General features: G+C 68.8%; 22 protein-coding genes and 1 pseudogene. 18 read left to right on the top strand and 5 right to left on the bottom strand.

The features are described 5' to 3' along the window. Nucleotides 1-11: 11 nt before the first annotated feature. The 3 genes from paaE (at nt 12) to galU (ending at nt 3,030) form a co-directional block, all read left to right on the top strand. A complete protein-coding gene (gene paaE / locus AC1MBE_RS06435; RefSeq protein WP_479781679.1) occupies nt 12-1,238 on the top strand; it encodes a 1,2-phenylacetyl-CoA epoxidase subunit PaaE in 1,227 nt (408 codons plus the stop codon). Nucleotides 1,239-1,262: 24 nt separating this feature from the next. Beyond that, nucleotides 1,263-2,045 (top strand): enoyl-CoA hydratase/isomerase family protein, encoded by a 783-nt coding sequence (locus tag AC1MBE_RS06430; RefSeq protein ID WP_479781677.1) that lies wholly within the window; start codon nt 1,263-1,265, stop codon nt 2,043-2,045. Between the two features lie 94 nt (nt 2,046-2,139). Further along, nucleotides 2,140-3,030, top strand: a complete 891-nt coding sequence (gene galU / locus AC1MBE_RS06425; protein ID WP_479781675.1) for a UTP--glucose-1-phosphate uridylyltransferase GalU — start codon at nt 2,140-2,142, stop codon at nt 3,028-3,030. Between the two features lie 20 nt (nt 3,031-3,050). Here galU and AC1MBE_RS06420 read toward each other — a convergent pair whose 3' ends face one another. Beyond that, entirely contained in the window at nt 3,051-3,512 is a 462-nt protein-coding gene (locus tag AC1MBE_RS06420) for an Lrp/AsnC family transcriptional regulator (RefSeq protein ID WP_479781673.1), read from the bottom strand. Nucleotides 3,513-3,671: 159 nt separating this feature from the next. Between AC1MBE_RS06420 and pdhA the strand changes: the two genes are divergently transcribed. The 3 genes from pdhA to AC1MBE_RS06405 are packed head-to-tail and all read left to right on the top strand — an operon-like array spanning nt 3,672 to nt 7,689. Further along, nucleotides 3,672-4,949: a pyruvate dehydrogenase (acetyl-transferring) E1 component subunit alpha gene (gene pdhA / locus AC1MBE_RS06415; RefSeq protein WP_479781671.1), complete on the top strand. Its 1,278-nt coding sequence runs from the start codon at nt 3,672-3,674 to the stop codon at nt 4,947-4,949. Then, nucleotides 4,946-6,058, top strand: coding sequence for an alpha-ketoacid dehydrogenase subunit beta (locus tag AC1MBE_RS06410; RefSeq protein ID WP_479781669.1), 1,113 nt, complete (start codon nt 4,946-4,948; stop codon nt 6,056-6,058). Before pdhA ends, AC1MBE_RS06410 begins: the two co-directional genes overlap by 4 nt. 2 nt (nt 6,059-6,060) lie before the next feature. Continuing rightward, entirely contained in the window at nt 6,061-7,689 is a 1,629-nt protein-coding gene (locus tag AC1MBE_RS06405) for a dihydrolipoamide acetyltransferase family protein (protein ID WP_479781667.1), read from the top strand. Between the two features lie 9 nt (nt 7,690-7,698). Here AC1MBE_RS06405 and AC1MBE_RS06400 read toward each other — a convergent pair whose 3' ends face one another. Continuing rightward, on the bottom strand, nt 7,699-8,631 hold the full coding sequence (locus AC1MBE_RS06400; RefSeq protein ID WP_479781665.1) for a LysR family transcriptional regulator: 933 nt from the start codon (nt 8,629-8,631) through the stop codon (nt 7,699-7,701). A 173-nt stretch (nt 8,632-8,804) separates the two neighbouring features. On the opposite strand from AC1MBE_RS06400, the gene hisD reads away from it, so the two are divergent. From hisD to AC1MBE_RS06360, 8 genes are all read left to right on the top strand, one after another. Next, nucleotides 8,805-10,124: a histidinol dehydrogenase gene (hisD, locus tag AC1MBE_RS06395; protein ID WP_479781663.1), complete on the top strand. Its 1,320-nt coding sequence runs from the start codon at nt 8,805-8,807 to the stop codon at nt 10,122-10,124. A gap of 27 nt (nt 10,125-10,151) precedes the next feature. Next, the gene (locus AC1MBE_RS06390; protein ID WP_479781661.1) at nt 10,152-10,967 is read left to right on the top strand and encodes an ABC transporter substrate-binding protein; all 816 of its coding nucleotides are present in this window, start codon (nt 10,152-10,154) and stop codon (nt 10,965-10,967) included. Between the two features lie 81 nt (nt 10,968-11,048). Then, on the top strand, nt 11,049-11,702 hold the full coding sequence (locus AC1MBE_RS06385; protein WP_346957728.1) for an amino acid ABC transporter permease: 654 nt from the start codon (nt 11,049-11,051) through the stop codon (nt 11,700-11,702). Then, nucleotides 11,695-12,531 (top strand): amino acid ABC transporter ATP-binding protein, encoded by an 837-nt coding sequence (locus tag AC1MBE_RS06380; RefSeq protein ID WP_346957727.1) that lies wholly within the window; start codon nt 11,695-11,697, stop codon nt 12,529-12,531. Before AC1MBE_RS06385 ends, AC1MBE_RS06380 begins: the two co-directional genes overlap by 8 nt. A 136-nt stretch (nt 12,532-12,667) precedes the next feature. Next, a complete protein-coding gene (locus AC1MBE_RS06375; RefSeq protein ID WP_479781658.1) occupies nt 12,668-13,483 on the top strand; it encodes an MBL fold metallo-hydrolase in 816 nt (271 codons plus the stop codon). A gap of 159 nt (nt 13,484-13,642) precedes the next feature. Continuing rightward, nucleotides 13,643-15,055 (top strand): MinD/ParA family ATP-binding protein, encoded by a 1,413-nt coding sequence (locus AC1MBE_RS06370; RefSeq protein ID WP_479781656.1) that lies wholly within the window; start codon nt 13,643-13,645, stop codon nt 15,053-15,055. A 16-nt stretch (nt 15,056-15,071) separates the two neighbouring features. Beyond that, the gene (locus AC1MBE_RS06365; RefSeq protein ID WP_479781654.1) at nt 15,072-15,806 is read left to right on the top strand and encodes a GAF and ANTAR domain-containing protein; all 735 of its coding nucleotides are present in this window, start codon (nt 15,072-15,074) and stop codon (nt 15,804-15,806) included. Between the two features lie 72 nt (nt 15,807-15,878). Next, a complete protein-coding gene (locus tag AC1MBE_RS06360) occupies nt 15,879-17,093 on the top strand; it encodes an MFS transporter (protein WP_479781652.1) in 1,215 nt (404 codons plus the stop codon). Here AC1MBE_RS06360 and AC1MBE_RS06355 read toward each other — a convergent pair. After that, nucleotides 17,071-17,649 (bottom strand): NAD(P)/FAD-dependent oxidoreductase, encoded by a 579-nt coding sequence (locus tag AC1MBE_RS06355; protein WP_479782731.1) that lies wholly within the window; start codon nt 17,647-17,649, stop codon nt 17,071-17,073. The two genes, AC1MBE_RS06360 and AC1MBE_RS06355, sit on opposite strands and share 23 nt — an antisense overlap. Before the next feature lie 145 nt (nt 17,650-17,794). Continuing rightward, nucleotides 17,795-18,154, bottom strand: a pseudogene (locus tag AC1MBE_RS06350) (FAD-dependent oxidoreductase); the annotation flags it as partial. An 80-nt stretch (nt 18,155-18,234) separates the two neighbouring features. On the opposite strand from AC1MBE_RS06350, the gene AC1MBE_RS06345 reads away from it, so the two are divergent. Continuing rightward, nucleotides 18,235-18,849, top strand: a complete 615-nt coding sequence (locus tag AC1MBE_RS06345; protein WP_479781650.1) for a TetR/AcrR family transcriptional regulator — start codon at nt 18,235-18,237, stop codon at nt 18,847-18,849. Between the two features lie 26 nt (nt 18,850-18,875). On the opposite strand, the gene AC1MBE_RS06340 is transcribed toward AC1MBE_RS06345, so the two are convergent. Next, complete coding sequence (locus tag AC1MBE_RS06340; RefSeq protein ID WP_479781648.1) at nt 18,876-19,847, bottom strand: phosphatase PAP2 family protein; 972 nt, start codon at nt 19,845-19,847, stop codon at nt 18,876-18,878. A gap of 77 nt (nt 19,848-19,924) precedes the next feature. Here AC1MBE_RS06340 and AC1MBE_RS06335 point away from each other — a divergent pair, with 77 nt between their 5' ends. The 3 genes from AC1MBE_RS06335 to AC1MBE_RS06325 all read left to right on the top strand — a co-directional run bounded on the left by AC1MBE_RS06335 (nt 19,925) and on the right by AC1MBE_RS06325 (nt 24,576). Further along, entirely contained in the window at nt 19,925-21,265 is a 1,341-nt protein-coding gene (locus tag AC1MBE_RS06335) for a glycoside hydrolase family 32 protein (protein WP_479781646.1), read from the top strand. A 26-nt stretch (nt 21,266-21,291) separates the two neighbouring features. Further along, entirely contained in the window at nt 21,292-22,326 is a 1,035-nt protein-coding gene (locus tag AC1MBE_RS06330) for an o-succinylbenzoate synthase (protein WP_479781644.1), read from the top strand. 159 nt (nt 22,327-22,485) lie between these two features. After that, the gene (locus AC1MBE_RS06325) at nt 22,486-24,576 is read left to right on the top strand and encodes a PhoX family protein (RefSeq protein WP_479781642.1); all 2,091 of its coding nucleotides are present in this window, start codon (nt 22,486-22,488) and stop codon (nt 24,574-24,576) included. Nucleotides 24,577-24,579 lie beyond the last annotated feature (3 nt).

Raw genomic sequence — 24,579 nt, 5'->3', positions numbered from 1 at the left:
CAGGTGCCCCCATGACTGTTGTCCGCCAGACCGCCGCCGAAGCGGCCACCGCGACCGGCCGCCGTCGTGCGTCCTTCCACACCCTGGCGGTGGACGAAGTCCGCCGGCTCACCGACGACGCGATCGAGGTCACTTTCGGTGTTCCGCCCGAGCTGGCCGGACAGTTCGACTACCTTCCGGGACAGTACGTTGCCCTGCGGACCACCCTGCCGGACGAAAAGGGCGAACCGCACGAGGTGCGCCGCAGCTACTCGATCTGCGCGGAGCCGCGCAGCTTTGCCGACGGCAGCAGCGAGATCCGCGTCGCCATCAAAAAGGATCTCGGCGGGCTGTTTTCCACCTGGGCCAATGCCGAGCTCAAGGCCGGCGACGTCCTGGACGTCATGAGCCCGATGGGCGCGTTCGTGTCCAAGCACGGCCGCGACGGCAAGCCGGTGGAACAGAACGTCATGAACTCCATGAACCATCCCGAGGAATTGGCCGCGGAACCCGGGTCGTTCGTCGCGATCGCCGCCGGCTCCGGGATCACGCCCGTCATTGCGATCGCCCGGACGCTGCTCGCGGCCCACCCGGAGACCCGCTTCGACCTCATCTACGCCAACAAGGCCGCGATGGACGTGATGTTCCTCGAGGAACTCGCCGATCTGAAGGATAAGTACCCGTCACGGCTCGCCCTGCATCACGTGCTCTCCCGTGAACAGCGGATCGCCCCGCTGCTCAGCGGCCGGATCGACGCCGAGAAGCTGCAGGCGCTGCTGGGCACCGCGATCCACGCGGACGACGTCGACGAATGGTTCCTCTGCGGGCCGTTCGAACTTGTCCAGCTGTGCCGCGACACCCTCGCGGCCCGCGGCGTGAAGCCGGAACATGTCCGCTTCGAGCTGTTCAGCTCCGGCAAACCGGACCGCCCCGAAGGCAACGTCGGCCGGCCCGTGGTTGAGGACGAGTCCAAGGCGACCTACAAGATCACCTTCAAGCTCGACGGCCTGCAGGGTGAGGTCGCCAGTCCGACGCACGCCCGCGAATCGATCCTCAACGCGGCCCTGCGGGTGCGCCCGGACGTCCCGTTCGCCTGCGCGGGCGGCGTCTGCGGCACCTGCCGCGCGAAGGTGGTTGCCGGGTCCGTCACGATGGACGAGAACTACGCGCTGGAGCAGGACGAGCTGGATAAGGGCTACGTCCTGACCTGCCAGTCGCACCCCACCACGCCCGAAGTCACCGTCGACTTCGACGTCTAACTCTTCCCGAATCCTAGGAGCCGCATGATTTCCCTGACCATCGCCGACGGCATCGCCGAGGTTGTCCTGGACGCACCGCAGAAGCTGAACTCGCTGGACGAGCAGGCACTGCAGGATTTGGCACAGGCGTACGACGACGCCGCCGACGCCGCCTCGCGCGGGGAGGTCCGGGCGCTGCTGCTCCGCGGCGAGGGCCGCGCTTTCTGCGCGGGCAGGGACATCGCCGGCGTGACCCCGGAGAGCGACGACGCCCAGGCCTACCTGGGCGGGCTGGTTCAGCCGTTGCTGAAGAAGATGAGCTCCTTCCCGGCGCCCACCTTTGCCGCCGCGCAGGGCGCCTGCCTGGGTGTGGGGCTCGGGCTGCTGCTGGCCACCGACGTCGTCTACGTCGCGGACACGGCCAAGTTCGGTTCCCCGTTCGCCAAGCTCGGGGCCACCCTGGACTCCGGCGGGCACTGGTACTTCACCGAACGGCTCGGGATGCACCGCACCCTGGACCTGATCTACACCGCCGAGCTCATGAGCGGCGCCGAGGCCGTGGCGCAGGGGCTGTTCAGCCGTGCCATGCCGGCGGAGGAGCTGCTGGCGAACACCCGCGGCGTCGTCGCCAAGGTGGCCTCCGGCGCCACCGGGGCGTTCCACGCCAGCAAGGAGCTGGTGGCGCACATCCGCGACCAGCGGCTGGGGCTCTGGGAAGCCATGGAGGAGGAGAACGCCGAGCAGGCCCGCCTTTGCAAGAGCGAGGACTACGCGGAGGGATTCCTGGCGTTCCAGGAGAAGCGCACCCCGGTTTTCAAGGGCAGATAGCCGGTCCTGCGGCTTTCCCAAGCCCTGGTTGAGCCGGTACTCGTCTTTGCTTCGAAGCATTCTCATTTCCGGAATGCGCTTGTAATGTTCGGTTATGACTTTGGGGAACTCTGTAACTAAGGCTGTCATTCCGGCCGCCGGACTTGGCACCCGCTTCCTACCGGCAACGAAGGCGATGCCCAAGGAAATGCTGCCCGTCGTGGATCAGCCGGCCATCCAGTATGTGGTCGAAGAGGCCGTTCGGGCCGGACTCACTGACCTGTTGATGATCACCGGGCGGCAGAAGCGCGCGCTGGAGGATCACTTTGACCGGGCCCCGGCCCTGGAGCGGACGCTGGAACTCAAAGGCGACATCGAACGCCTCGAGGCCGTGCAGCATTCATCCAGCCTCGGACCGATCCACTACCTTCGGCAGGGCGATCCCAAGGGGCTGGGCCACGCCGTACTGTGCGCCAGGCAGCACGTCGGCGATGAGCCCTTCGCCGTGCTCCTCGGCGACGACCTGATCGATGAACGGGACGAACTGCTGGGCGCCATGATCGAGGTCCAGGCGAAAACCGGCGGTTCGGTGGTGGCGCTCATCGAGGTGGACCCGTCCCAGATCAGCGCCTACGGCTGCGCGGCAGTCACCCCGGTTCCCGGCGAGGAGTTCTTCAAGGTCGACGGGCTGGTGGAAAAACCCGCTCCGGGCGACGCGCCGTCGAACCTGGCCGTGATCGGCCGGTATGTGCTGCACCCGGCGGTCTTTGACGTGCTGGAAGAAACCGGACCGGGCCGCGGCGGGGAAATCCAGCTCACCGACGCCCTGCAGACCCTCGCCGCCTCCGACGCCGCGGGCGGCGGCGTCCACGGCCTCATTTTCAAGGGCCGGCGCTATGACACCGGAGACAAGCTCAGCTACCTCAAAGCGGTCATTTCAATCGCCTCCGAGCGGGTTGAGTTCGGCGAGGAACTCAAGATCTGGCTCAAGGGCTTCATCAACTGACCTCAGCGGGGCTAGCGGGGCTAGCGGGTATCGAGGTCCTCGAAGACCAGGAACGTCTGCGTGTCCAGGACCCCGGGCATGGACTGCAGCTGGTCGAAGATCACCCGGCGCAGGTCCACGTTGTCCACGGCGCGGACCAGCAGGATCACGTCGAAGTCGCCGCCCACCAATGCGATGTGGTGCACCTCGGGAATCGCGCGGAGCAGCTCCCGAAGCTCCCGCCAGGAATGCTGGCGCACCTTGAGCGTCACATAGGCGGAGGACTTCAGCCCCGCCTTGATCGGATCCACCAGCGCCGTGAACTTGGTGAGCACCCCTTCGCCGGTCAGCCGGGCGATCCGGGTGTACGCGTGGGCGCGGGAAATGTGGACATTCTCGGCCACCTGGGTCACGGACATCCGACCGTCCCGGGTCAACTCCGCGATGATGTTCCGGTCCACGTCGTCCAGCGGAACGGCCTGGTCCGCCGCAGTCTCTGCCATTTGTCTACAACCCCCGCCGGTAATCCAGCTCACACTTACAGTTCGTCTCTCAGAATAGGGCAATATTCGGTAGTTCTCCACAGTTTTAGCCTGAGGTGGATACGAAACCGCGTCCGCGACCATACTGGGAGCGAATAGTGGCTACAGAAGGACGGACCAATGACGATCTCCGCAGACCACCCTGCGCAGCAGCCGACCCCCGGGCAGGCGTCCTCCGCTGCGGCGGACCGCGCTGACACGGCGGACAACACTGCCGTGTCGGAAAACGCCGCCAGCGAGGCCGTGCGCAAGTTCGGCATCACGGTTGAGGACTACATGCTGCCCGCCCGGCACCCGATCCAGATCGTGGGCCCGGACGGCGCGGTGAACGCCCACACGGAGCAGGGCGCGCAGCCCGGCCACGAGTACAGCCTTCCCGGGGACGCGGAACTGATGGCCGCCTACGAGCAGCTCGTCGTCGGACGCCGCGTCAACGACCAGAACTCTGCCCTGGTCCGGCAGGGCCGGATGGCCGTCTACCCCTCCAGCCACGGCCAGGAGGCCTGCCAGGTCGCGGCCGCGCTCTGCCTCAGCGACGGCGACTGGATGTTCCCCACCTACCGCGACTCCGTGGCCGTGATGGCCCGCGGCGTCGACCCGGTCCAGACCATGACGCTGTTCCGCGGCGACTGGCACGGCGGCTACGACCCGGCCAAGCACAAGGTCGGCATCCAGTGCACCCCGCTGACCACACAGCTGCTGCACGCCGTCGGCGTCGCGCACGCGGCCAAACTCCGCGGCGAAGACACCGTGGTGCTGGCCATGTGCGGCGACGGGGCGACCAGCGAGGGCGACTTCCACGAGGCGCTGAACTTTGCCGCCGTGTTCCAGCTTCCGGTGGTCTTCTTCGTCCAGAACAACCAGTACGCCATCTCCGTTCCGCTCGCGCACCAGTCGGTCGCCCCGTCGCTCGCGCACAAGGCCGTCGGCTACGGCATGGCTGGCGAACGTGTGGACGGCAACGACATCGTCGCGCTCCTGGCCGTGCTCGGCCGGGCCGTGAAACTGGCCCGCGACGGTTCCGGACCGCTGCTGGTTGAAGCGCACACCTACCGGATGCAGGCCCACACCAACGCCGACGACGCCACCCGCTACCGGCAGGACAGTGAAGTCGCCGAATGGGTGGCCAAGGACCCGCTGAGCCGGATGAAAACCTACCTGACGGAACGCGGACTGCTTGACGACGACGGCGCCGCCCGGATCGCGGAAAGGGCGGAAACCGTGGCCTCGCAGCTGCGCGAGGGCCTGGGCGAGGACGTTCCCGTGGATCCGCAGGACCTCTTCAAATACGTCTTTTCCACCCCGACGCCGCAGTTGCAGGAACAGTCCGCCATGCTCGCCGACGAACTGGCACGCGACGCCGCCTCCGCCACGACTTCCGAGGAGTCCGCACGATGAGCCCCACCATCACCACCTCCTCCGAGGCCAACGGCAACGTCAGTGCTGCAACGGCCCGGGCCGCCGCCAAGGCCGCCGTTGAAGCCGAAAAGACAGGCCCGCAGACCATCACCCTGGCCAAGGCGCTCAACACCGCCATGGCCGACGCCATGCACGCCGATGACTCCGTCCTCGTCTTCGGCGAGGACGTCGGTCTGCTCGGCGGCGTCTTCCGCATCACCGACGGGCTCACCAAGACCTTCGGGCAGGGCCGCTGCTTCGACACCCCGCTGGCCGAGTCCGGCATTGTGGGCATGGCGGTGGGCATGGCCATGAACGGGATGCGCCCGGTCATCGAGATGCAGTTCGATGCCTTCGCCTACCCGGCGTTCGAACAGATCGTCAGCCACGTCGCCAAAATGCACAACCGCACCAAGGGCACCGTGAAACTGCCCCTCGTCATCCGCGTCCCGTACGCCGGCGGTATCGGGGGAGTGGAGCACCACTGCGACTCCTCCGAGGCTTACTACGCCCACACCGCGGGCCTGAAGGTCTTCACGCCCGCCACCGTCGCCGACGGGTACCGGATGCTCCGCGAAGCCATCGACTCCGACGACCCGGTGATGTTCATGGAGCCCAAGAAGCTGTACTGGTCCAAGGACCAGGTGGACCTGGGCGCGCTCCGCGCCGAGCACGCCGCGAACCCCGAACGCGGGACCTCCTCCGAGGGCCGCGCCGCCGTCGCCCGCCCCGGCACCGACGCCACGCTGATCGCCTACGGCCCGTCCGTCCCGACGGCGCTCGCCGCCGCGGCCGCCGCCGCCGAGGAAGGACGCTCGCTTGAGGTGATCGACGTCCGCTCGATCGTCCCGTTCGACGACGAGACGGTCTGCGCCTCGGTGCGCAAGACCGGCCGCGCCGTGGTGATCGCCGAGGCGCACGGCTTCGCCTCCGTGGCCTCGGAAATCGTGGCCCGGGTCCAGGAGCGCTGCTTCCACCACCTTGCCGCCCCGATCCGCCGGGTCACCGGCTTCGACGTGCCGTACCCGGCGCCGAAACTCGAGCACTATTACCTGCCCGGCGTGGACCGCATCCTCGACGCCGTTGACGACCTCCAGTGGGAAGACTGACCATGACCGAACCGAAAGTATTCCTCCTGCCGGACCTCGGCGAAGGCCTCACCGAGGCCGAGCTCGTCAGCTGGCTCGTGGCCGTGGGTGACGAGATCCGAGTGGATCAGCCGATCGCCGAGGTGGAGACCGCCAAGTCCATGGTCGAAGTCCCTTCGCCGTACGCCGGCACCGTCGCCGTGCTGCACGGTGAGCCCGGCCAGACGCTCGACGTCGGGAAGCCGCTGATTTCCGTGACTCCGGTTGGTGCATCCGTTACCCCCGTCGGCGCTGGTGGCGCCGCCACAGGCAATGCCGCCCCCGCCCCTTCGCCGGACAGCATTCGTCCTTCGGACGATGCTGCCGGCTCAGTCAGGCCCGATGCCACTCCCGGGGCGGCATTGCCTGCGTCGGCGGCGTCCGTGGGCACGTCACCTGCCGATATTGGCGACTCGCCTTCCGGTGTTGGCGGGTCCCCTGATGCTGCTTCGGCGGACTCATCGTCGTCCTCCTCCGCTGCCGCCGAGGTTTACCGCGAGGAGGAGAAGGCCGGGTCCGGGAATGTGCTGATTGGGTATGGGACTCCGGGCGGGCATGGGGTTGCTCGGCGGACGCGGGCTCCCAAGCGGGCTGCTGTGGCTGAGCCGGTGGCTCAGGTGTCGGCGGCGGAGAAGGCTGCCGATGATTTGTTGCTGATGCGGACCCGGGGTCCGGGGAAGCTGGGGGCTGTGATTTCTCCGCTGGTCCGGCGGATGGCCCGGGACCATGGGGTTGATTTGGGGGAACTCCAGGGGTCGGGGACCAGCGGGCTGATCATGCGCCGCGACGTCGAGGCCGCGATCAAACCTGCTCCGGCAGCTGAGCGGCCCGCGGCGCAGTCTGCCGAAACGCCGGTGCCGGAGAGCGAGGGCGGCACCGATGCTCGGACCGGTCTTGGCATCGCCGGGCGCACCCCGGTGCGGGGGGTGCGCAAGGCCGTGGCCGCGAACATGAGCCGCAGCCGGTCCGAGATTCCCGAGGCCACCGTGTGGGTGGACGTGGACGCCACGGCGCTCGTGGAACTGCGTGCGGCGCTGAAGAAGGCCGATCCGCACCACACCCCGGGCCTGCTGGCCTTCATCGCCCGCTTCGTCACCGCGGGGCTCAAGAAGTTCCCGGAGCTGAACACCCGGATCGTCACCACCGAGGACACCACGGGCGGGGCCAGCCAGGAAATCGTGGCCTTCGACGGCGTCAACCTTGGGTTCGCCGCACAGACGGACCGGGGACTGATGGTCCCCTCCGTGCGCAACGCGGACAAACTCAGCGCCCGCGAACTGGACGCGGAGATCCGGCGGCTCACCGCCGTCGTCCGCGACGGCAAGGCGACGCCCGCGGAACTGGGCAGCGGCACCTTCACGCTGAACAACTACGGCGTCTTTGGCGTCGACGGCTCCGCAGCGATCATCAACCATCCCGAGGTGGGCATCCTCGGCGTCGGCCGCATCATCGACAAGCCGTGGGTGGTCAACGGGGAGCTCGCCGTCCGCAAGGTCACCGAGCTGACCCTCACCTTCGACCACCGCGTTTGCGACGGCGGCACCGCCGGCGGCTTCCTGCGCTACGTGGCCGACGCGATCGAAAACCCGGGAGCCGTGCTGGCCGATCTCTGAGCCTGGAGGCTAGGGCACGGGCGCGCGGCCGGGGACCCGCCCCGGCGGCACCTTGGACAGCAGCGTCCGTGCTGCCATCTGGGCCATCTTCCGGGTCGCCGGAGACAAGAAGGCGCCCTCCCGCTGGATCAGGGCGATGGTGTCGAACAAGGGCTCCGCGAAAGGGACGGCATGGACGTTTTTCGGAAAACCCGGCCCGTTGACGATCGCCTGGGGAACAAAAGAGTCAGCCGCCCCTGTGGCGACCAGCCCCAGCGCGGTGTCGACATGTTCGACCTCGATGGCCGGATCGATTTTCAGCCCCTTAAGATGGGCGCGTTCCAGAATCTGCCGGCGGGTGGGGTCACGCCAGCCGGCGAAGGCGTCATAGAGCACCAGCTTCGACCCGGCGAGCTCCTCAATGGTGACCGGGCCGCGTGAAGGGTGCCGGGTGGCCGACACGAAAAACACCTCGTCCCGGAACAGCGGCCGCACCTGCAGGCCGGCTTCCGCCACCGGCAGCACGATCAGCCCGGCCTCGATCTCGCCCGACGCCACTGACTCGGCCACGGTCACCGAATTCAATCCGACCAGGCGCACCCTGACTTTCGGGTACCGGCGGTGGAAACGCTGCACCAGGTCGGCGAGGTCGTAATGGGCCCCGTAGCGCAGCACTCCAAAGGTGCAGACGCCTCCCTCCAGCGCCGACATGGACCTCAGCGCCTCGACGCCGTTGTCGAATGAGGTGACCGACTGCAGCGCGTGGACCTGCAGTTCCACCGCCGCCGTGGTGGGAATGAGCCGCCGCCCGCCGCGGGTGAACAGGCTGTGCTGAAGCTCGTGTTCGAGCCTGCTGATGAGCTCGGACACGGAGGCCTGGCTTGTTTCCAGTTTTCGTGCCGCAGCGGTGAAAGAACCGAGCTCGTAGGCCGCTAGGAAGGCCCGGAGTTGAGCGAGTGTCATGGCTAAACCCTGGCTCTCAGTAAGGCATTCGGCAGGTTTGCAGACAACGTTGCGGGGTGGACCGCTCGGGTGGCGCGGGCACAAATCAGGTGCCCCCAGCATAGGACAACCCTGTACGAGGCACATGTTGGGGTCCCGTTGTGCGATGGCGCAGGCGTCAGTAGCTTTAGGCCATGCACCTCACTCAGCGTGACCGGGCTCACATTCGAGGAACCTTCACCACCCTCAAGGCCCCCGCCATCGAGGACGTGCCGGCCCAACGGCTTCCCGAAGTGGTGGCCACCGTATCCGCGATGCTGGGTGACATCGAGGCCCGGGGCATGGACGCGGTCCTCAAGTACGCCCGGGAGCTGGACGGGTGGCAGGGTTCGAACCTGGAGATCAGCCAGAACGAGCTGGCACAGACCGGCGAGTCGCTCTCCCCGGAACTTCGGGAGGCCCTGCTGGCCAGCGCGGAACGGACGAGACTGTTCGCGGTAGAGCAACGCGAACACCTCACCGATTTCGAAGTCGAGCTCATCCCCGGTGTCTTCACCGGACAAAAGTACGTGCCCGTGGCACGCGTCGGAGCCTACCTTCCGGCGGGCCGGTTCCCCATCCTTGCCAGCGCCTTCATGACGGTGGGGGTCGCCAAGGCCGCCGGCGTTCCCAACGTCCTGGCCTGCACGCCGCCAACCGCCCAGGGCGGAGGCAACCCTGCAGTGCTGTATGCCGCGTACCTGGCCGGCGTGGACAGGGCGTTTGCCCTCGGCGGGGTCCAGGCCCTGGCCGCCATGGCTTTCGGACTCCTGGAGGAGCAGCCGGTCGACATCCTGGTCGGCGCCGGCAACGCCTATGTGACCGAGGCCAAACGGCAGCTGTTCGGCCGCGTCGGAATCGACCTGCTGGCCGGCCCCTCCGAGGTCGCCGTGATCGCCGACGAATCGGCCGATGCGGAGCTGGTGGCCGCTGACCTCCTCGGCCAGGCCGAACACGGGCCGCAGTCGCCGGCCTCCCTCGTGACCACGTCCCACGAGCTGGGAGAAGAGGTCATCAGGCACATCAGCAAGCAGCTGCGGACGCTGGCCACCCGGGACATTGCCGGGCCGGCCTGGCGGGACTACGGCACCGTGTATGTGGCCGAGGACCGGGAAACGGCGGTGCGGATCATGGACCTGCTGGCACCGGAACACCTGGAAATCCAGACCTCGGACGACGTCTACTACCACCAGAACCTGCAGAACTACGGCTCCATCTTCCTGGGCCCCTGGTCGACGGTGGCCTACTCGGACAAGGGCTCCTCCGGCACGAACCACGTGCTCCCGACCGGAGGGGGCGCCCGGTCCTCGGCCGGGCTCTCCGTGTCCCGGTTCCTCAAACCCCTCACCTTCCAGCGCGTCGAAAAAAGCGCAACCCCGCGGCTGGCCAATTACGTCACCACGATCTCCGACACCGAAGGAATGGCAGCCCATAAGGCCACCGCCACTCTGCGGCTCGACCGCTTCAACCGGTAGAAATCCATCCCTAGCAAAAGGCACCTCATGACGAATACAAAAATCCTCCGCAAGCGTCTCGCTGCATTGGTGCCCATGGGCGTTGCCGTGGCCCTCGCCATGACCGCCTGCGGCTCCGGAGGCGGCGGGGGCGGGGCCAGCGGCGGCGCTGACCAGAAGACCATCACCATCGCCACGTCCAACGACGCCCCCTTCTCCTTTACCGACCAGGCCTCCGGCGAGCTCAAGGGCATCGACGGGGAAATGATCAACGCGATCGCCCAGGCCAAGGGCTGGAAGATCAAAGTCTTCACCTCCGAATACGCGACCCTGATCGCCGCGCTCAACGCCAAGAAAGCCGACGTCATTGTCGACGCCATGTACATCACCGACGAGCGGAAGAAGCAGATCAACTTCACCGACCCCTGGTACACAGAAGGTGAAGCGATGGTGGTCCCGGCGGATTCAACGCTGGCCTCACGGGACGACGTGAAGGGCAAGGTTCTTGGCGCCCAGACCGGCACCGTGTTCAAGGACCTCGTCGACAGCCTTGGCGGCAGCCAGGTCAAGCTGTTCGACTCGCAGGCGTCCCTGCTTGCAGCCGTGGAAAACAAGCAGGTCGATGCGGTCTTCACCGACAGCGCCGTGATCGGTTACAGCCTGGTCCAGAAGCCGAACCCCAAGCTGAAGCTCGTCTCACCGTACAAGCCCTTCTACCCGGGCATCATCGGCGCCGGCGTCCGCAAAGAGGATTCGCAGCTGCTGCAGGACCTGAACTCCGGGCTGGCAGACCTCAAAAAGACCCCCAAGTACCTGGAGATCCTTAAGAAGTACGGGCTGACCGAAGCCAACGCCGTCAAATAAGTTCCAGCTTCCTGCGGGGCCGGCGTGATCCGCTACCGCGGCGCACGCCGGCCCCGCCCGACCCTAACCTAGGGATTTTCAGTGGACTTTATTACCAACACCATGGCTGTGTTCCCGGCGCTCCTGCAGGCCGTTCCCGTCGTCGTGCAACTGGCCCTTGGCGCCATGGCCCTGGCCCTCGTCCTGGGCCTCCTGATCGCCCTGGCCCGGATTTCCTCGATCAAAATCCTCCGCGGCATCGCCACGTTTTACCTGGAGGTGATCCGGGGGACTCCGCTGCTGGTGCAGCTGGTGTACATCTTTTTCGTCCTGCCCAGCATCGGCGTGAGTATCGAACCGGTCCCCGCCGGCATCCTGGGCCTCGGCCTGAACTACGCCGCCTACCTGTCCGAGGTTTTCCGCTCCGCGATCCTCTCCGTGGAACACGGCCAGACCGAAGCCGCGCTGTCCCTGGGCTACACGCCCACCAAGACGCTGTGGAAGGTGGTTATCCCGCAGTCCTTCGTGGTCTCGATGGGGCCGATCGGCAACTACTTCATTGCGATGATCAAGGACACCGCACTGACGTCGGTGATCGCCGTAACGGAGATCCTGAAGACGGCCAATATCCTCAACAGCCAGACATTCCAGACCACGGCCATCTACACCGCCGCGGCCATTCTTTATCTGATCATCAGCCTCCCACTCTCACGCGTCGTGGTGGTGCTTGAACGAAAGGCACGGGCCAATGGCTGACGAGACCATTATTGACGTCCGCGACGTCCACAAGACGTTCGTCTCCGAGACGAAACCGACGTTGTGGAAAAGGCTTTCCGGCAAGCCGCACGTGCAGAAGCGGGTGGAGGTCCTCAAGGGCGTGGACCTGGTGGTGCACCGCGGCGAAACCATCGCCATACTGGGCTCCAGCGGATCCGGCAAAAGCACCCTGCTGCGCTGCATCAACAAGCTTGAAACCATCGACGCGGGCCGCATCTACGTCAACGGCCACCTGATCGGCTACGAGGAGCGCGGCGGCGAACTGATCGCCGAGAAAGCGTCCATAACGGCGCAGAAGCGAACGGACATCGGCTTCGTTTTCCAGCATTTCAATCTGTTCCTGAATAAGACGGCGCTGGGGAACGTCATGGCGCCGCTGCGCGACGTCAAGAAGCTCTCCGCGGCGGAGGCCAGGAAAGTGGCCGTCCCCAACCTCGAAATGGTGGGCCTGGGCGACAAGATGGACAACTACCCCAGCAAGCTCTCCGGCGGCCAGAAGCAGCGGGTGGCCATTGCCCGGGCCCTGGCCATGGAACCCAGCGTCATGCTTTTCGATGAGCCGACCTCCGCCCTGGACCCGGAGCTGGTGGGCGAGGTCCTGTCCGTGATCAAGAAAATCGCGCAGCAGGGCACCACCATGGTGATCGTCACCCATGAGATGCAGTTTGCCCGGGACATTGCAGACCGGATCGTTGTCATGGATCAGGGCGTCATTGTGGAAGAGGGGCCGCCCAGCCGAATCTTTACCGCCCCGCAGCATCCAAAAACCCGCGCCCTGCTGAGCCGCTCGGGCATCCTGCCGGCGTAGGCAGCAGGATTTAAGCGGGCGCGTTCGGGGACGCGGAGGGTCGCAACCTCCGGGCTTTCGCCCGTGCCCGCGGGTAGAATCGTGGCCAGAACATCGCACCAACCACGCCGGCGCAGCGCCGGACTACGGAGATTTCATGTCACGATGGCTCGAGGTCGGCCAGGGCAACTACGTGCTGACCACCCACGGATCCCTGCTCAACACCGGACTGGTGGTGGGCACCGAACGCGCCATGGTGATCGACACCGGCGGCGGGCCCCGGCAGGGCCGCGAGATCCTGGACGCCGTGCGGGAAAAGACGCAGCTGCCGCTGGTGGTCGTGAATACCCACGCCCACTACGACCACTTCTTCGGCAACGCCGTGTTCGCCGACGACGGCGTGACCGAGTTCTGGGGGCACGAAAACTGCGCCGCGGACATCGAGGAGAACGGGGACGCCCAGCGGGACCGCGTGGCGGCGGCGGAACCGGAAATGGCTGCCGGCGAGGGCGACTCGGTGGAGCTGGTGGTTCCAAATGCCATCGTCAAGGACCAGCCGGTCCTGGTGGACCTGGGCGGCCAGACCACAACGCTGTTCTACCTGGGACGCGGGCACACCGACGGCGACCTGCTAGTGGGCACCGGCACCACCCTCTACGCCGGCGACCTGGTTGAGCAGGGCTCGCACCCGTCCTTCGAGGACTCCTTCCCGGAGGAATGGGCCGATGCCCTGCGGCACCTGTCCGCGCTGCGGCACCGCTACGAATTCCTGATCCCGGGCCACGGCGAACCCTGCAGCGACCAGTTCGTCAAGACCATGGCCGACACCATGAGCACGGCGGTGCGGCAGGCCACCCAGGCGACCCGCGAAACGCCGAACGACGCCACCAAGGCCGTGCCGATCCTGCCGTACGGTCCGGAGCAGTCCCGGTGGTTCATCAGGCGCCTGCAGGAGACCCAGGCCCACCACTAAGAGGGCCCCAAGAACCGGGGCCACGTCCGGCCCCGCGCCCGGCCGGGAACCGGCCGAAACTAAGGGTGCTCACGACTGCGCCTAGACTTGCACTTTGAAAGAAGTCATAACAAGCGCCGCAGCGTGCTCCGCGGTGAGTCCTGGGGGAGAAACCAAAAGATGCCCGAATCGGTGGAAGACAACTCAGCTGCCACTGCTGAAAACTCAGGCCAGCCTGAACTTCGCCGCCGCCGCGACCTGCGTCGTGCCGACGGTGCGGATCCGGCTGTCCGGACAGGAACCATGCCGGTCGTCAACCCCCGCAGCATCCCCGCGGAAACCCCCGCCCGCCCGGCCCCGCCGCGCAGCAGCTCCTGGGCTGCGGCCGCCGAGGCCGCCGATGAGCGCTTCGGCCCCGCCACGGGCGCCACTCCGGTGATCAGCCAGGTCCCGGCCGCGCCAAAGCCCCCGTCGGCCCCGCCGACGTCGGCTGCCCAGACGGTTGCCGCCCCGCCGACGGCAGAGCCGGCCGCAGCGCAGACGGCAGACCCCGAGGACGCTCCCGCCGCGGCGTCGGACCCGGCAACCGCCGCCGCCGTGCCCCCGCAGCCCACCCGCGCCACCCGGTCGGCGGGCCGGGCCGCGGCCCTGGCCAACGCGCCGGTGCCGGACTTCATCAGCTCGCCCGGCCTCTTTGTCCGGGAGCAGAAGCCCCGGCCGGTCGGCGGCCTCCGCGGCGCGCTCTACAAAATGACCGGCGGCAGCCTGAACCTGGGCCCGAGCGCCCGGCAACGCGAAGAGGACGAACTCGCGCGCCGGATTTCCCGCCAGCTCCAAGGCAGCTACAACACCGCGGTGCTGAGCCTCAAGGGCGGCATCGGCAAGACCTCCACCACGGTCGGCGTCGGGCTGACCCTGGCCGAATACCGCGGCGACCCGCCGTGCGCCATCGACGCCAACCCGGACTCGGGCGACCTCGTGGAGCGTGCCCTCGGCGAAGGGATCTACCAGCAGCAGGCGCCGCGGACCATCAGCGACCTGCTCCGCAATGTCGACTCGATCGATTCGCTGACCGCCCTGGCCCGCTACATGCACCATGCGGGCCGGCTGCACCTGATCGCCGGGGAACAGGATCCGGAGGTGTCCGACTCGCTCACCGCCGAGGAGTACCTGCGCATCCGCAAGCTCATTTCCGGCTACTACTCGGTGGCCCTCACCGACTGCGGCACCGGCGTCACCCACAACGCCATGAGCGGGATCCTGCAGTCCGCTGACAACCTGATCATCGCGGCGGGCTACGCCGTCAGCGGCGCCAAGCGGGCCCGGAGCACCCTGCACTGGCTCGCGAGCCACGGCTACGAGGACCTGGCCCGGAACGCCGTTGTCGTCATCACGGACAAGGACGAAGTCTCTTCCCGGGTGGACAAGGACGCCATCGAGGACCACCTCGCCGGCATTTGCCGCCAGTTGATCGCCGTCCCGCACGACCGCGGAGTGGCCGACGGCGACCTCGTCACCCTCGACGCGCTCCGGCCGGAAACCCGGCGGGCGTACCGCGAGATTGCCGCCGCAATCGTCGATGGCTACGTCTAGGGACTACATTTAGGCCATGAGTAAGTACGCCGGGGACGACGCAGCCCTTCAGCTCCAGGACCTCATCATGGGCACCGAGAACGTCGAGGACTTCCTGGACCGCCTCGCCAGATTCTCCGCGTCGACGCTAACTTACTCCGCCGGCCAGGAGGTCGAATGCGGAGTGACGCTACAGCGCCGGAAGAAGTCTATGACCGTCGCCGGAAGCAGCAGCAAGGCCGTGATGCTTGACCGGATCGAGCACGCGATCGGTGACGGCCCCTGCATCGAGGCCCTCAGGACCCAAAATATTGTGCTCCTCGCCGACGTGGACACCGATCCGCGCTGGCCGAAATACCAGGCGGAGCTCGCTAGGCATGCGTGCCGCAGTACCCTCGGTGTTCCGCTGCAAATAGGCGAGGGTTCTTCCGCGGCGCTGAACTTCTTCGCGTTCTCGACCAGCGTTTTCACCCCGGACGTCATGGCCGAGGCCGCCGGTTTCGCCGACCTGGCCGGACGGGCCTTGCGCTTGGCCGTGCGGATCGGCACCGCCCAGGCCCGTGCCGAGGACCTGCAGGCGGCCATGGAACACCGCACCACCATCGATCTTGCGTGCGGCGTCGTGATGGCGCAGAACCGCTGCTCGCAGGAAGAGGCAATGCGCATCCTGACCCGTGTCTCCAGCAACCGCAACCAGAAACTCCGGGTGGTCGCGGCGGACGTCCTCACGCAGCTCACGGCCGGGGAAGTCCGCACGCACTTCGACGCCTGATCCGTCGGCGCCTGGTCCGCCAGCGGCTGACCCTGCGGCCCGCGGGGAACGCACGGGCCTAGGATGAAAGCGATGACCACAACACGCCCCGCCGCCTTCAGCCTCCGCGGCATCGCCGTCCCCGCCTTCGGCCCGGCCCTGCTGTTCAGCATTGGCGAGGGCGCGATCCTGCCGGTGGTCGCACTGTCCGCGCGGGAGCTGGGCGCCTCGGTCGCCGTCGCGGCCCTGGTTGTGACACTGATCGGACTCGGCTCCTGGTTCTTCAACCTGCCGGCGTCCCTGATCACGCTGAAGTTCGGCGAGCGCTGGGCGATCGTCGGGGCCGCGGCCGCGAGCGCCGTCGCCCTCGCCGCGGCCGCCGTCGCCCCGCTGGTGCCGGAGGGCCTCTGGGTGCTGGCCGCTTCCATGGTGGTGGTGGGCATGGCCGCCAGCGTGTTCAGCCTGGCCCGGCAAAAATACCTGACCGAGGCCGTGCCCGTCATCCTCCGTGCACGGGCACTCTCCACCCTGGGCGGGGTGAACCGGATCGGCATCTTCATCGGCCCGTTCATCGGCGCCGCGGTGATGCAGTTCGGCGGCATCCCCGCCGCCTACTGGGCCGGTGTGGTGGCCATGGCCGCAGCCGCGGCCGTGTCCCTGACCATCCCGGACCTCGTCCCGGCGCACGCTCCGGCCGACGGCGCGCCGGTTCCGCAGCCCACGCTGCGCAGCGTTGCCGCCTCCCACGCCGGAGTGTTCCTGAGCGTGGGCCTGGGGGTGCTGCTGCTTAGTGCGCTGCGCGCCTCCCGCCAGGTGGTCATCCCGCTGTGGGCCGAGCACCTGGGAATGGACGCCACCCAGGCCTCGCTGATCTACGGCATCTCCGGGGCCATCGACATGCTGGTCTTCTACCCGGCCGGCAAGCTGATGGACCGCAAGGGCCGCCAGTGGGTGGCGGTGCCCTCCACGCTGATTATGGGCACGGCCATGCTGCTGATCCCGCTCAGCACCGGCTTCGTGGGGCTGTTGCTCGCCGCACTCCTGATCGGGTTCGGCAACGGCATCAGCTCCGGGCTGAACATGACGCTCGGAGCAGACTTCTCACCGGACAACGGCCGCGGCCAGTTCCTCGGCATCTGGCGGTTCATGGCCGACGCCGGCGCCACCGGCGGCCCGGTGCTGCTCTCCGGCGTCACCGCCGCGGCGTCGCTAGGGGCCGGCGTGGGCGCCACCGGCGTGCTCGGCTTCGCCGCTGCCGCCGTCTTCGCGATCACCATTCCGCGGCTCAGGCACCGCCGCAACTACTGAAGTCTGCGGCACCCCGCCGCGCCAGCTGCCGCACCACATACTCCGCATCCCGGCCGACGCCGCCGATCAGGCCCGAGGTGAGCGCGTACTGGAAGGGCAGGCCGACGAAGTACAGCCCCGGCACGCCCGGGACGACGCCCCGCCTCGTTTGCGGCCAGCCCGACGGCGCCCGCTCCGGGCCGTGGACCCAGCCCAGGTCCGGGCGGTACCCGGTGGCCCAGATGACCGTCCGCACCCGGGCCGCAGCGCCGCCGTCGAAGACGGGACAGCCGTCCGAGGTGCCGGTGAACCGCGGCATCCGGACCACCCCGGCGCGGTCAAGATCCTTCGGTGAGATCCGGATCAAGGGGGCGCCGCGCTGGTGGAAGGTCGCCGCGACCTTGCGTCCTACCGGTGTGCGCAGCGTGAGCACCGAGTGGATGAACCGCCAGTACGCCCCGCCGGCGTAGCGGAGCAGGGGGTCGGGAATGTGCGGGGTGGGCCGGCCGGAGAGCAGCACCCGGTGCCCGGCCGAGAGTTCCAGGGCGATTTCCGCGCCCGAGGTGCCGGCGCCCACCACCAGCACATCGCCGTCCGGGATATCGGCCGGGCCGCGGTAGTGGGAGTTGGCTGATGCCGGGATCCAGCCCGGCGGCGGCGTCCGGAATGCGGGGAAGGACGTTCGCGCCGGCCGCCACGATGACGTTGCGCGCCCGAACTGTCCCGCTTACGGTGTCGACGGCGAACCCCGACCCCGCCGCGGTGACGCCGTCCACGCGGACGCCGGTCCGCACCGGCAGGCCAAAATGGGATGCATAGTTTTCGAGATAGGCGGCGAACTCGTCCTTGCCCGGATAGCTGTTCCGTGCCGCCGGGAACGGCAGGCCGGGAAGGCCGTCGTGCTGGGCCGGGGTGAACAGGCGCAGCGAATCCCACCGGCGCCGCCACGTCTCGCCCACCCGCGGGGCTTCCTCCAGGATCTCGAACCGCAGTTTCGCGCGGGCGAGGTGATAGCCGGCGGCCAGTCCCGCCTGGCCCGCCCCGATAACCACTGCATCAAGTTGCTGGCTGTGCTGCTTCATGGCCGCCGTCTCCTTGCTGGGGCATCCTTGCGCTTATTACTAGAATACCGTTCTAGTGAGTGGAGCGATAGTCTAATTTCATGCAAAAAGTGACACGCCGGGCCATCCAGGCGGCCGGTACGCGGGACGTCATTGTCGAAGCGGCCGGCCGGTTGTTTGCCACTGACGGCTACGTCCAAACCACCATCGACGGGATTGCGGCGGCGAGCGGGGTAGCCGTCCAGACGGTCTACAACTCGGTGGGCAACAAGGCGGCGCTGCTCTCGGCCGTCCTGGACAGCGCGGCCGCGGGGCCCGGGGCACAGGCGGGCGTGCTGGACCTGATGCGGGAGCGGACCCGGCAGGCTGCCGACCTCGACGCCCTGATCGCCGTGCTGGCGGACTGGTTTGTCGAGGTCCACCCGCGCACCGCCGGAATCAACGCCGTCATCGCCCGGGCCGCGGCCGTGGACGACACCGCCGCGCAGCTGGAGCGGGACCGCGGGCAGCAGCGGCTCCGGCGCTATGCGGAAGCCGCCGCGGCAGCCCGGGCGCGCGGCGGGCTCGGCTCCGGAATGTCCGACGCCGAGGCGGCGGCAGCCATCTGGTCGCTGGGACATCCCCAGGTGTACCGCGCCATGGTGCAGGACGCCGGCTGGCCGGTACCGGCCTACAGGGAGTGGATCGCCAAGGCGCTGGCCGCGGCGCTCGTCTAGGACGCCGGCCTCAGGCGCCGGAGGTTTCAGACGCTTCCGGCGGCCCGCCGTCGTCGTGCGGCGTGGCCGAACAGCCACACGCCGGCAACGGTGGCGAGGTACCCGGTGATCACGATCAGCGAGGTGCCGGCCCAGAAGTAGTTTGTGGTGCTGCCCTCCTGGGCCGGCCCCGGGGCGATCTTCAGCAGTGAATAGGCGGCCACGGCCGCGGAGGCGAGCCCCGCCAGCACAGGGACGGCGACCCACAGCCGGGCCGAGGCCCAGTGGGCGTTGTAGCCGTTCCACACATTCCAGCCGGGCCCGCTGCGCATGATCAGCCAGCCCGCCGGCAGCATGAAGGCTCCGACCACCAGGAAGGCTGCCACCACATCGGCGGGCCGGTGCCACTGGTTGATCAGCGTGGACACCCCGGTGGCGACGGCGAAGCTGCCGCCCAGGAATCCGACCAGCGGCCGCCAGCGCGGTGAGACCATCAGGAAGACCGCGGCCGCAGCCGAGGCCGCCAGGGTGGTGTGGCCGGACGGGAGGGAGTTGAATTCCAGGGTTTCGATCCCGCGGAACGGCCGTACCGGGACCAGGTCCTTCAGGATCTGGGTGGCGACGTTGGCCCCCGCGGCGGCGGCGACGGCGATGCCGGCGGCTGCCCAGCGGCGGCGGGCCACGGTCACGAAGATCACCACCACCGACGCGATCAGTACGGAGAGGGCGGGCAGCCAGTCCAGGAGCCTGTTGCTCGCCTTGCCGGCCGCGCCGTGGATTTCCACCGCTTCGACCAGCGCGGACTCGTCAATGAACTGTCCGGTGGTGGTGCGCACGAAGAAGTAGTAGGTAGCGGCCAGCGCGGCGGCGGAGCCCACGGTGGCCAGCAGGAAGAGCAACCCGGTGGCCCGGCCCGGGCCGCGGGGCTCCGGTGCCGACACACGGCGGACCGGGGCGCGGACCGGCCGGGGGCCGTCCGCTACCGTGGGCTCGTTGGTGCGTTCCTGCCGAAAACTCATGCTTTACAGGTTCCCATAGAACACTGCGAATTTTCCGGGCGCATCCCGCCAGCATCCTGCGCGAGTAGTGTTTTGTCATGGACACCGTGGCCCGGCACCCGGACCCTGCTTTCCCCCTGGTCCATCCACGACCCGCGCAGGGCTGGACCGGCGCTCCCGCGGGCCTGAGTTACCGGGACGGCCGGTACCACGTGTTCTTCCAGTACCGCGCCGGGCCGACGCGGCAGGGCCCGGGCTGCTGGGGACACCTGAGCTCCCCGGACCTGCTCCGCTGGGACGAACATCCCGTGGCGCTCCGGCCCCAGCCGTCGGGGCCGGACAGCCTCGGCTGCTGGACCGGCGTCGTGACGGACGACGCCGGGGTCCCCACCGCCGTGTATTCGGCCGCCGCCGGGGACGGGTGTGCCCCGGTGGTCCTGGCCCGGGGCACCGGGGGGCTCACGGGCTGGCGGCAGGAAGGACAGGTCGCGGCGCCGGTGCCCGCGGACCCCCGCGTCATCGCGGTGCGTGATCCGTTCCTGTTCCACTTCCAGGGCCGGCGCTTCGCCCTGCAGGGGGCGGGCCTGGCGTCGGGGCACGCCGCCGTGCTGCTCTACCGGGCGGACGAGCTGCGCCACTGGCGGTACGAGGGCATCTGGTTCAGCACCGGGAACGCCCTCGCCGCCAGGCACCTGCCGGCCGACAGCTGGGAGTGTCCGCAACTGGTCCGGGTGCCCGATTCCTCCGGGGCCGACACCTGGCTCCTGATGGCCTCCCTCCGGCACGGCCAGGCCCTGCGCCACCACCCCGGCGGCGTGGGCTACCTGCTGGGATCTCTTGAGCCGGACCCGGCCACGGGGCTGCCGCTCTTCACCCCGGCGACGGGCGGAAAGGCGGACCTCGGGCCGGACTTCTACGCCCCGCAAATCCTGTCCCTGCCCGGCCGGTCCCTGCTGTGGGGCTGGGCCGACGAGGTGCCGGGCGCGGACGGGCGCGCCGGCCGCGGCCCGGCGGAAACGGATGCCGCGGGCTGGTCCGGTTTGCTGACCTTCCCGCGCCAGCTGGCGGTGCACGGGGACGCGCTCGCCGTCGAGCCGGCACCCGAGCTGCGCGGCTACCGGGGCCGACAGCGCGCCCGGGGTGCCGCGGGCACCCTGCACCTGACCGCCCAGTCGGAAGCCGCCGTCACCGGCGGGGAAGGCCGGATCCGGCTGGTCCTGGCCACGGCCGCGCAGGCCCGGACAGTCTTTGCGGACACCGTGGCCGGCGGGGACGAGCTGCGGATCCTTGTGGACGGTTCGATCGTGGAGGTCTATCGCCACGGTTCCGTGCCGGCCACGGTGCGCGCGTACCCCGCGCCGGGCGAGGAGTGGCGCCTGGAACTGCCGCACGGTGCGGCGGCCGACGTCTGGGATCTGGAGCAGCCCCGGGCCAGCTAGCGCGGCGCCGCGGGTAGAGTACATCCATGCCCACCCCTGCCGACCGCCCGACGCCCTCCGGCCTGAACCCCGGCGGCGTGGAGGAGCTCCTGGACGTCGCCCGCGTGGTCACCCTGCCCATGCGGGTGAAGTTCCGCGGCATCACGCAGCGCGAGGCCCTGCTGCTCCCCGGGCCGCTGGGCTGGGGTGAGTTCGGCCCCTTTCCCGAGTACGGTGACGCCGAAGCCTCCCGCTGGCTGGCGGCCGCCATCGAGGCGGGCTGGCACGGCTTCCCGGCACCCCGCCGGACCAGCATCCCGGTCAACGCCACCGTGCCCGCGGTCGCCGCGGAACGGGTGCCGGAGATCCTGGCCCGTTTCGGCCGGGTGGACGCCGTCAAGGTCAAGGTGGCGGAGCCCGGGCAGACGCTCGACGACGACGCCGCCCGGGTGGCCGCCGTCCGTGCCGCGCTGCCGGACGCTGCGGTCCGCGTCGACGCGAACGGGGGCTGGGATGTCCCGGAGGCCGTCGCGGCACTGACCCGGCTGGCCGACGTCGGACTGGAATATGCCGAACAGCCGGTGCCGGACATCGAAGGCCTCGCCGAGGTGCGCCGCCGGCTCCGGGCCGCGGGCACCCCGGTGCTGATCGCCGCGGACGAGAGCGTGCGCAAGGAAGAGGACCCGCTCAAAGTGGCGCGCGCCGGCGCCGCGGACCTGGTGGTGGTCAAGGTTGCGCCCCTGGGGGGAGTGCGGCGCGCCCTGGACATCGTGGCGCAGGCCGGACTGCCCGCCGTCGTCAGTTCCGCGCTGGACACCTCCGTGGGGATCCGCGCCGGGCTCGCGCTCGCCGCCGCCCTGCCCGAACTGCCCTACGCCTGCGGACTCGGCACGGTGTCGCTGCTCGCCGCCGACGTCACCGGCGACTCCCTGGTCCCCGACGACGGCGCCATCCGGCTCCGCGACGTCGCCGTCGATCCCGGGCTCCTGGACGAATACGCGGCGCCGCCGGAGCGGAGGGACTGGTGGCTGGACCGGCTCCGTCGCGTCCAGGCCGTCCTGGCCGCATCGACTGCTCCGTAGCGGCCCCTAAGAACGTCGAAAAGGGCTTTTACGGAGCAGTCGGCGGTCGTGGCGGGAATTGAGAGCGTTCACCCGATTTTCACCTTGAGGACGGCTCCGCGACGTCCGCCGCTGGCAGGGTGGCGGGGACGCATCCCTCTGCTTTGGAAGGTCCCCTCCATGTCTGTCTCCTCCGGACGCAAGTTCTCCCTGCTGCCCATGCTGGGCCACACCAAGGGCAAGCGCAGCCCTGTGACCTGTGCACTCAAGTGCGACAACGCCTGCTCCGGCGAGGTCTGCAACAGCAGCTCCAACGACTACTTCCGCGACATTGCCTCAGCCACGATGTCCCGCCGCTCCGCCCTCGGCTTCGGCGCCGCCGGCGCGCTCGCCGTCGTCTTCGGCAACGCCGTGACCTCCGCGGAACCGGCAGCCGCCGGCGGCCAGGGCCTGGCCGCTGCCGCGAAGACCGGCTTCGGCAAGTCCAAGCTGCAGTTCAGCGCCATTGCCCCGGTGGACGCCGCCGTCGACGCGTTCACCGTCCCGGCAGGCTTCAGCTGGCAGCCGATCATCCGCTGGGGCGACCCGCTGTTCGATGATTCGCCCGCCTTCGACGTGGACCGCCAAAGCGCCGCGGCGCAGGCCCGCCAGTTCGGCTACAACAACGACTACACGGACATCCTGCCGCTGGACGCCAAGGAACGCCGTGCCGTGCTCTTCACCAACCACGAGTACACCAACGAGAGCATCATGCTCCCGGCCGGCTTCGACGCCGCGGAAACCCGGGCCATCGGCCGCGCCGCCCACGGCCTCACCGTCGTCGAGCTGGAGCGCAAGAACAAGAACCAGCCGTGGCGCTACGTCCAGGGCGCCCCGCTGAACCGCCGCTTCCTCAGCGACACCAGCTACGAACTCACCGGCCCGGCTGCCGGTTCCTCGCTCGTCACCACCGTTGCCGACCCGGCCGGACGGACCATCAAGGGCACGCTGGGCAACTGCTCCGGCGGCACCACCCCGTGGGGCACCATCCTTTCCGGCGAGGAGAACTTCAACGGCTACTTCGTCTCCGCCGGAACGTCCGCCGCGGACAAGCGCTACGGCCTGACCAGCAAGCCCACCGCCCGGCAATGGGAGCTCGACGATCCCCGCTTCGACACCCGCAACGCCGGCTACGCCAACGAAAGCAACCGCTTCGGCTGGATCGTGGAGGTGGACCCGCAGGACCCGACGTCGACGCCGAAGAAGCACTCCGCGATGGGCCGCTTCAAGCATGAGGGTGCCAACGTCATTGTGGCCGCCTCCGGGCACGTCGTCGCCTACATGGGGGACGACGAGCGCTTCGATTACCTCTACAAGTTCGTTTCCAAGGACAAGTACCGTCCCGGGACGACGGCGGCCGACCGCCGGCACAACATGACGCTGCTCTCCGAGGGCGACCTCTACGTCGCCAAGTTCAGCGGCGACTCCCCGGCAGCCGAGATCGACGGCTCCGGCAAGCTCCCCGCCGACGGCGCCTTCGACGGCGCCGGCGAATGGCTCCCGCTGGTGGTGGGCGGCAAGTCCATGGTGTCCGGGATGTCGGTCGAGGAAGTCCTGGTCTACACCCGCCTCGCCGCGGACAAGGTGGGCCCCACCAAGATGGACCGCTGCGAGGACGTCCAGCCGAGCCTGCACACCGGCAAGGTCTACGTGGCCTGCACCAACAACACGGACCGCGGCAAGGCCGGCAAGGAGGGCGCCACCGAGGTCAACCCGCGCACCCTGAACCGCGACGGCCACATCGTGGAAATCACCGAGACCGGGGACCAGACCTCCACCAGGTTCAACTGGAACCTGCTGATGGTCTGCGGCGACCCGGCCAAGAACACCTCCGCGTACTTTGCCGGCTTCCCGGCCGAGAAGGTCTCGCCGATCTCCTGCCCGGACAACCTGGCCTTCGACTCGGTCGGCAACCTGTGGATTTCGACCGACGGCGCGCCGTCGAGCACCGGCTACGCCGACGGGCTCTTCAAGGTCACCCTGGCCGGGCCGGAGCGCGGCCGCGTGGAGCAGTTCCTTGCCGTGCCGCGCGACGCCGAGACTTGCGGACCCATCATCCATGATGAGGAACGGCACGTCTTCGTCGCCGTGCAGCACCCGGGCGAGGACGGCAGCTTCGAGGCGCAGAACTCCCGCTTCCCGGACTACGTCGCAGCCGGTGCCACGCCGAAGCCGGGCCAGGCACGGGTTCCCCGCCCGTCCGTGGTCCAGGTCTTCCGCACCCACGGCTGAGTC

It is taken from the genome of Arthrobacter sp. BG5, assembly GCF_056680155.1.
This window is presented reverse-complemented; position numbering and strand designations above follow the sequence as displayed.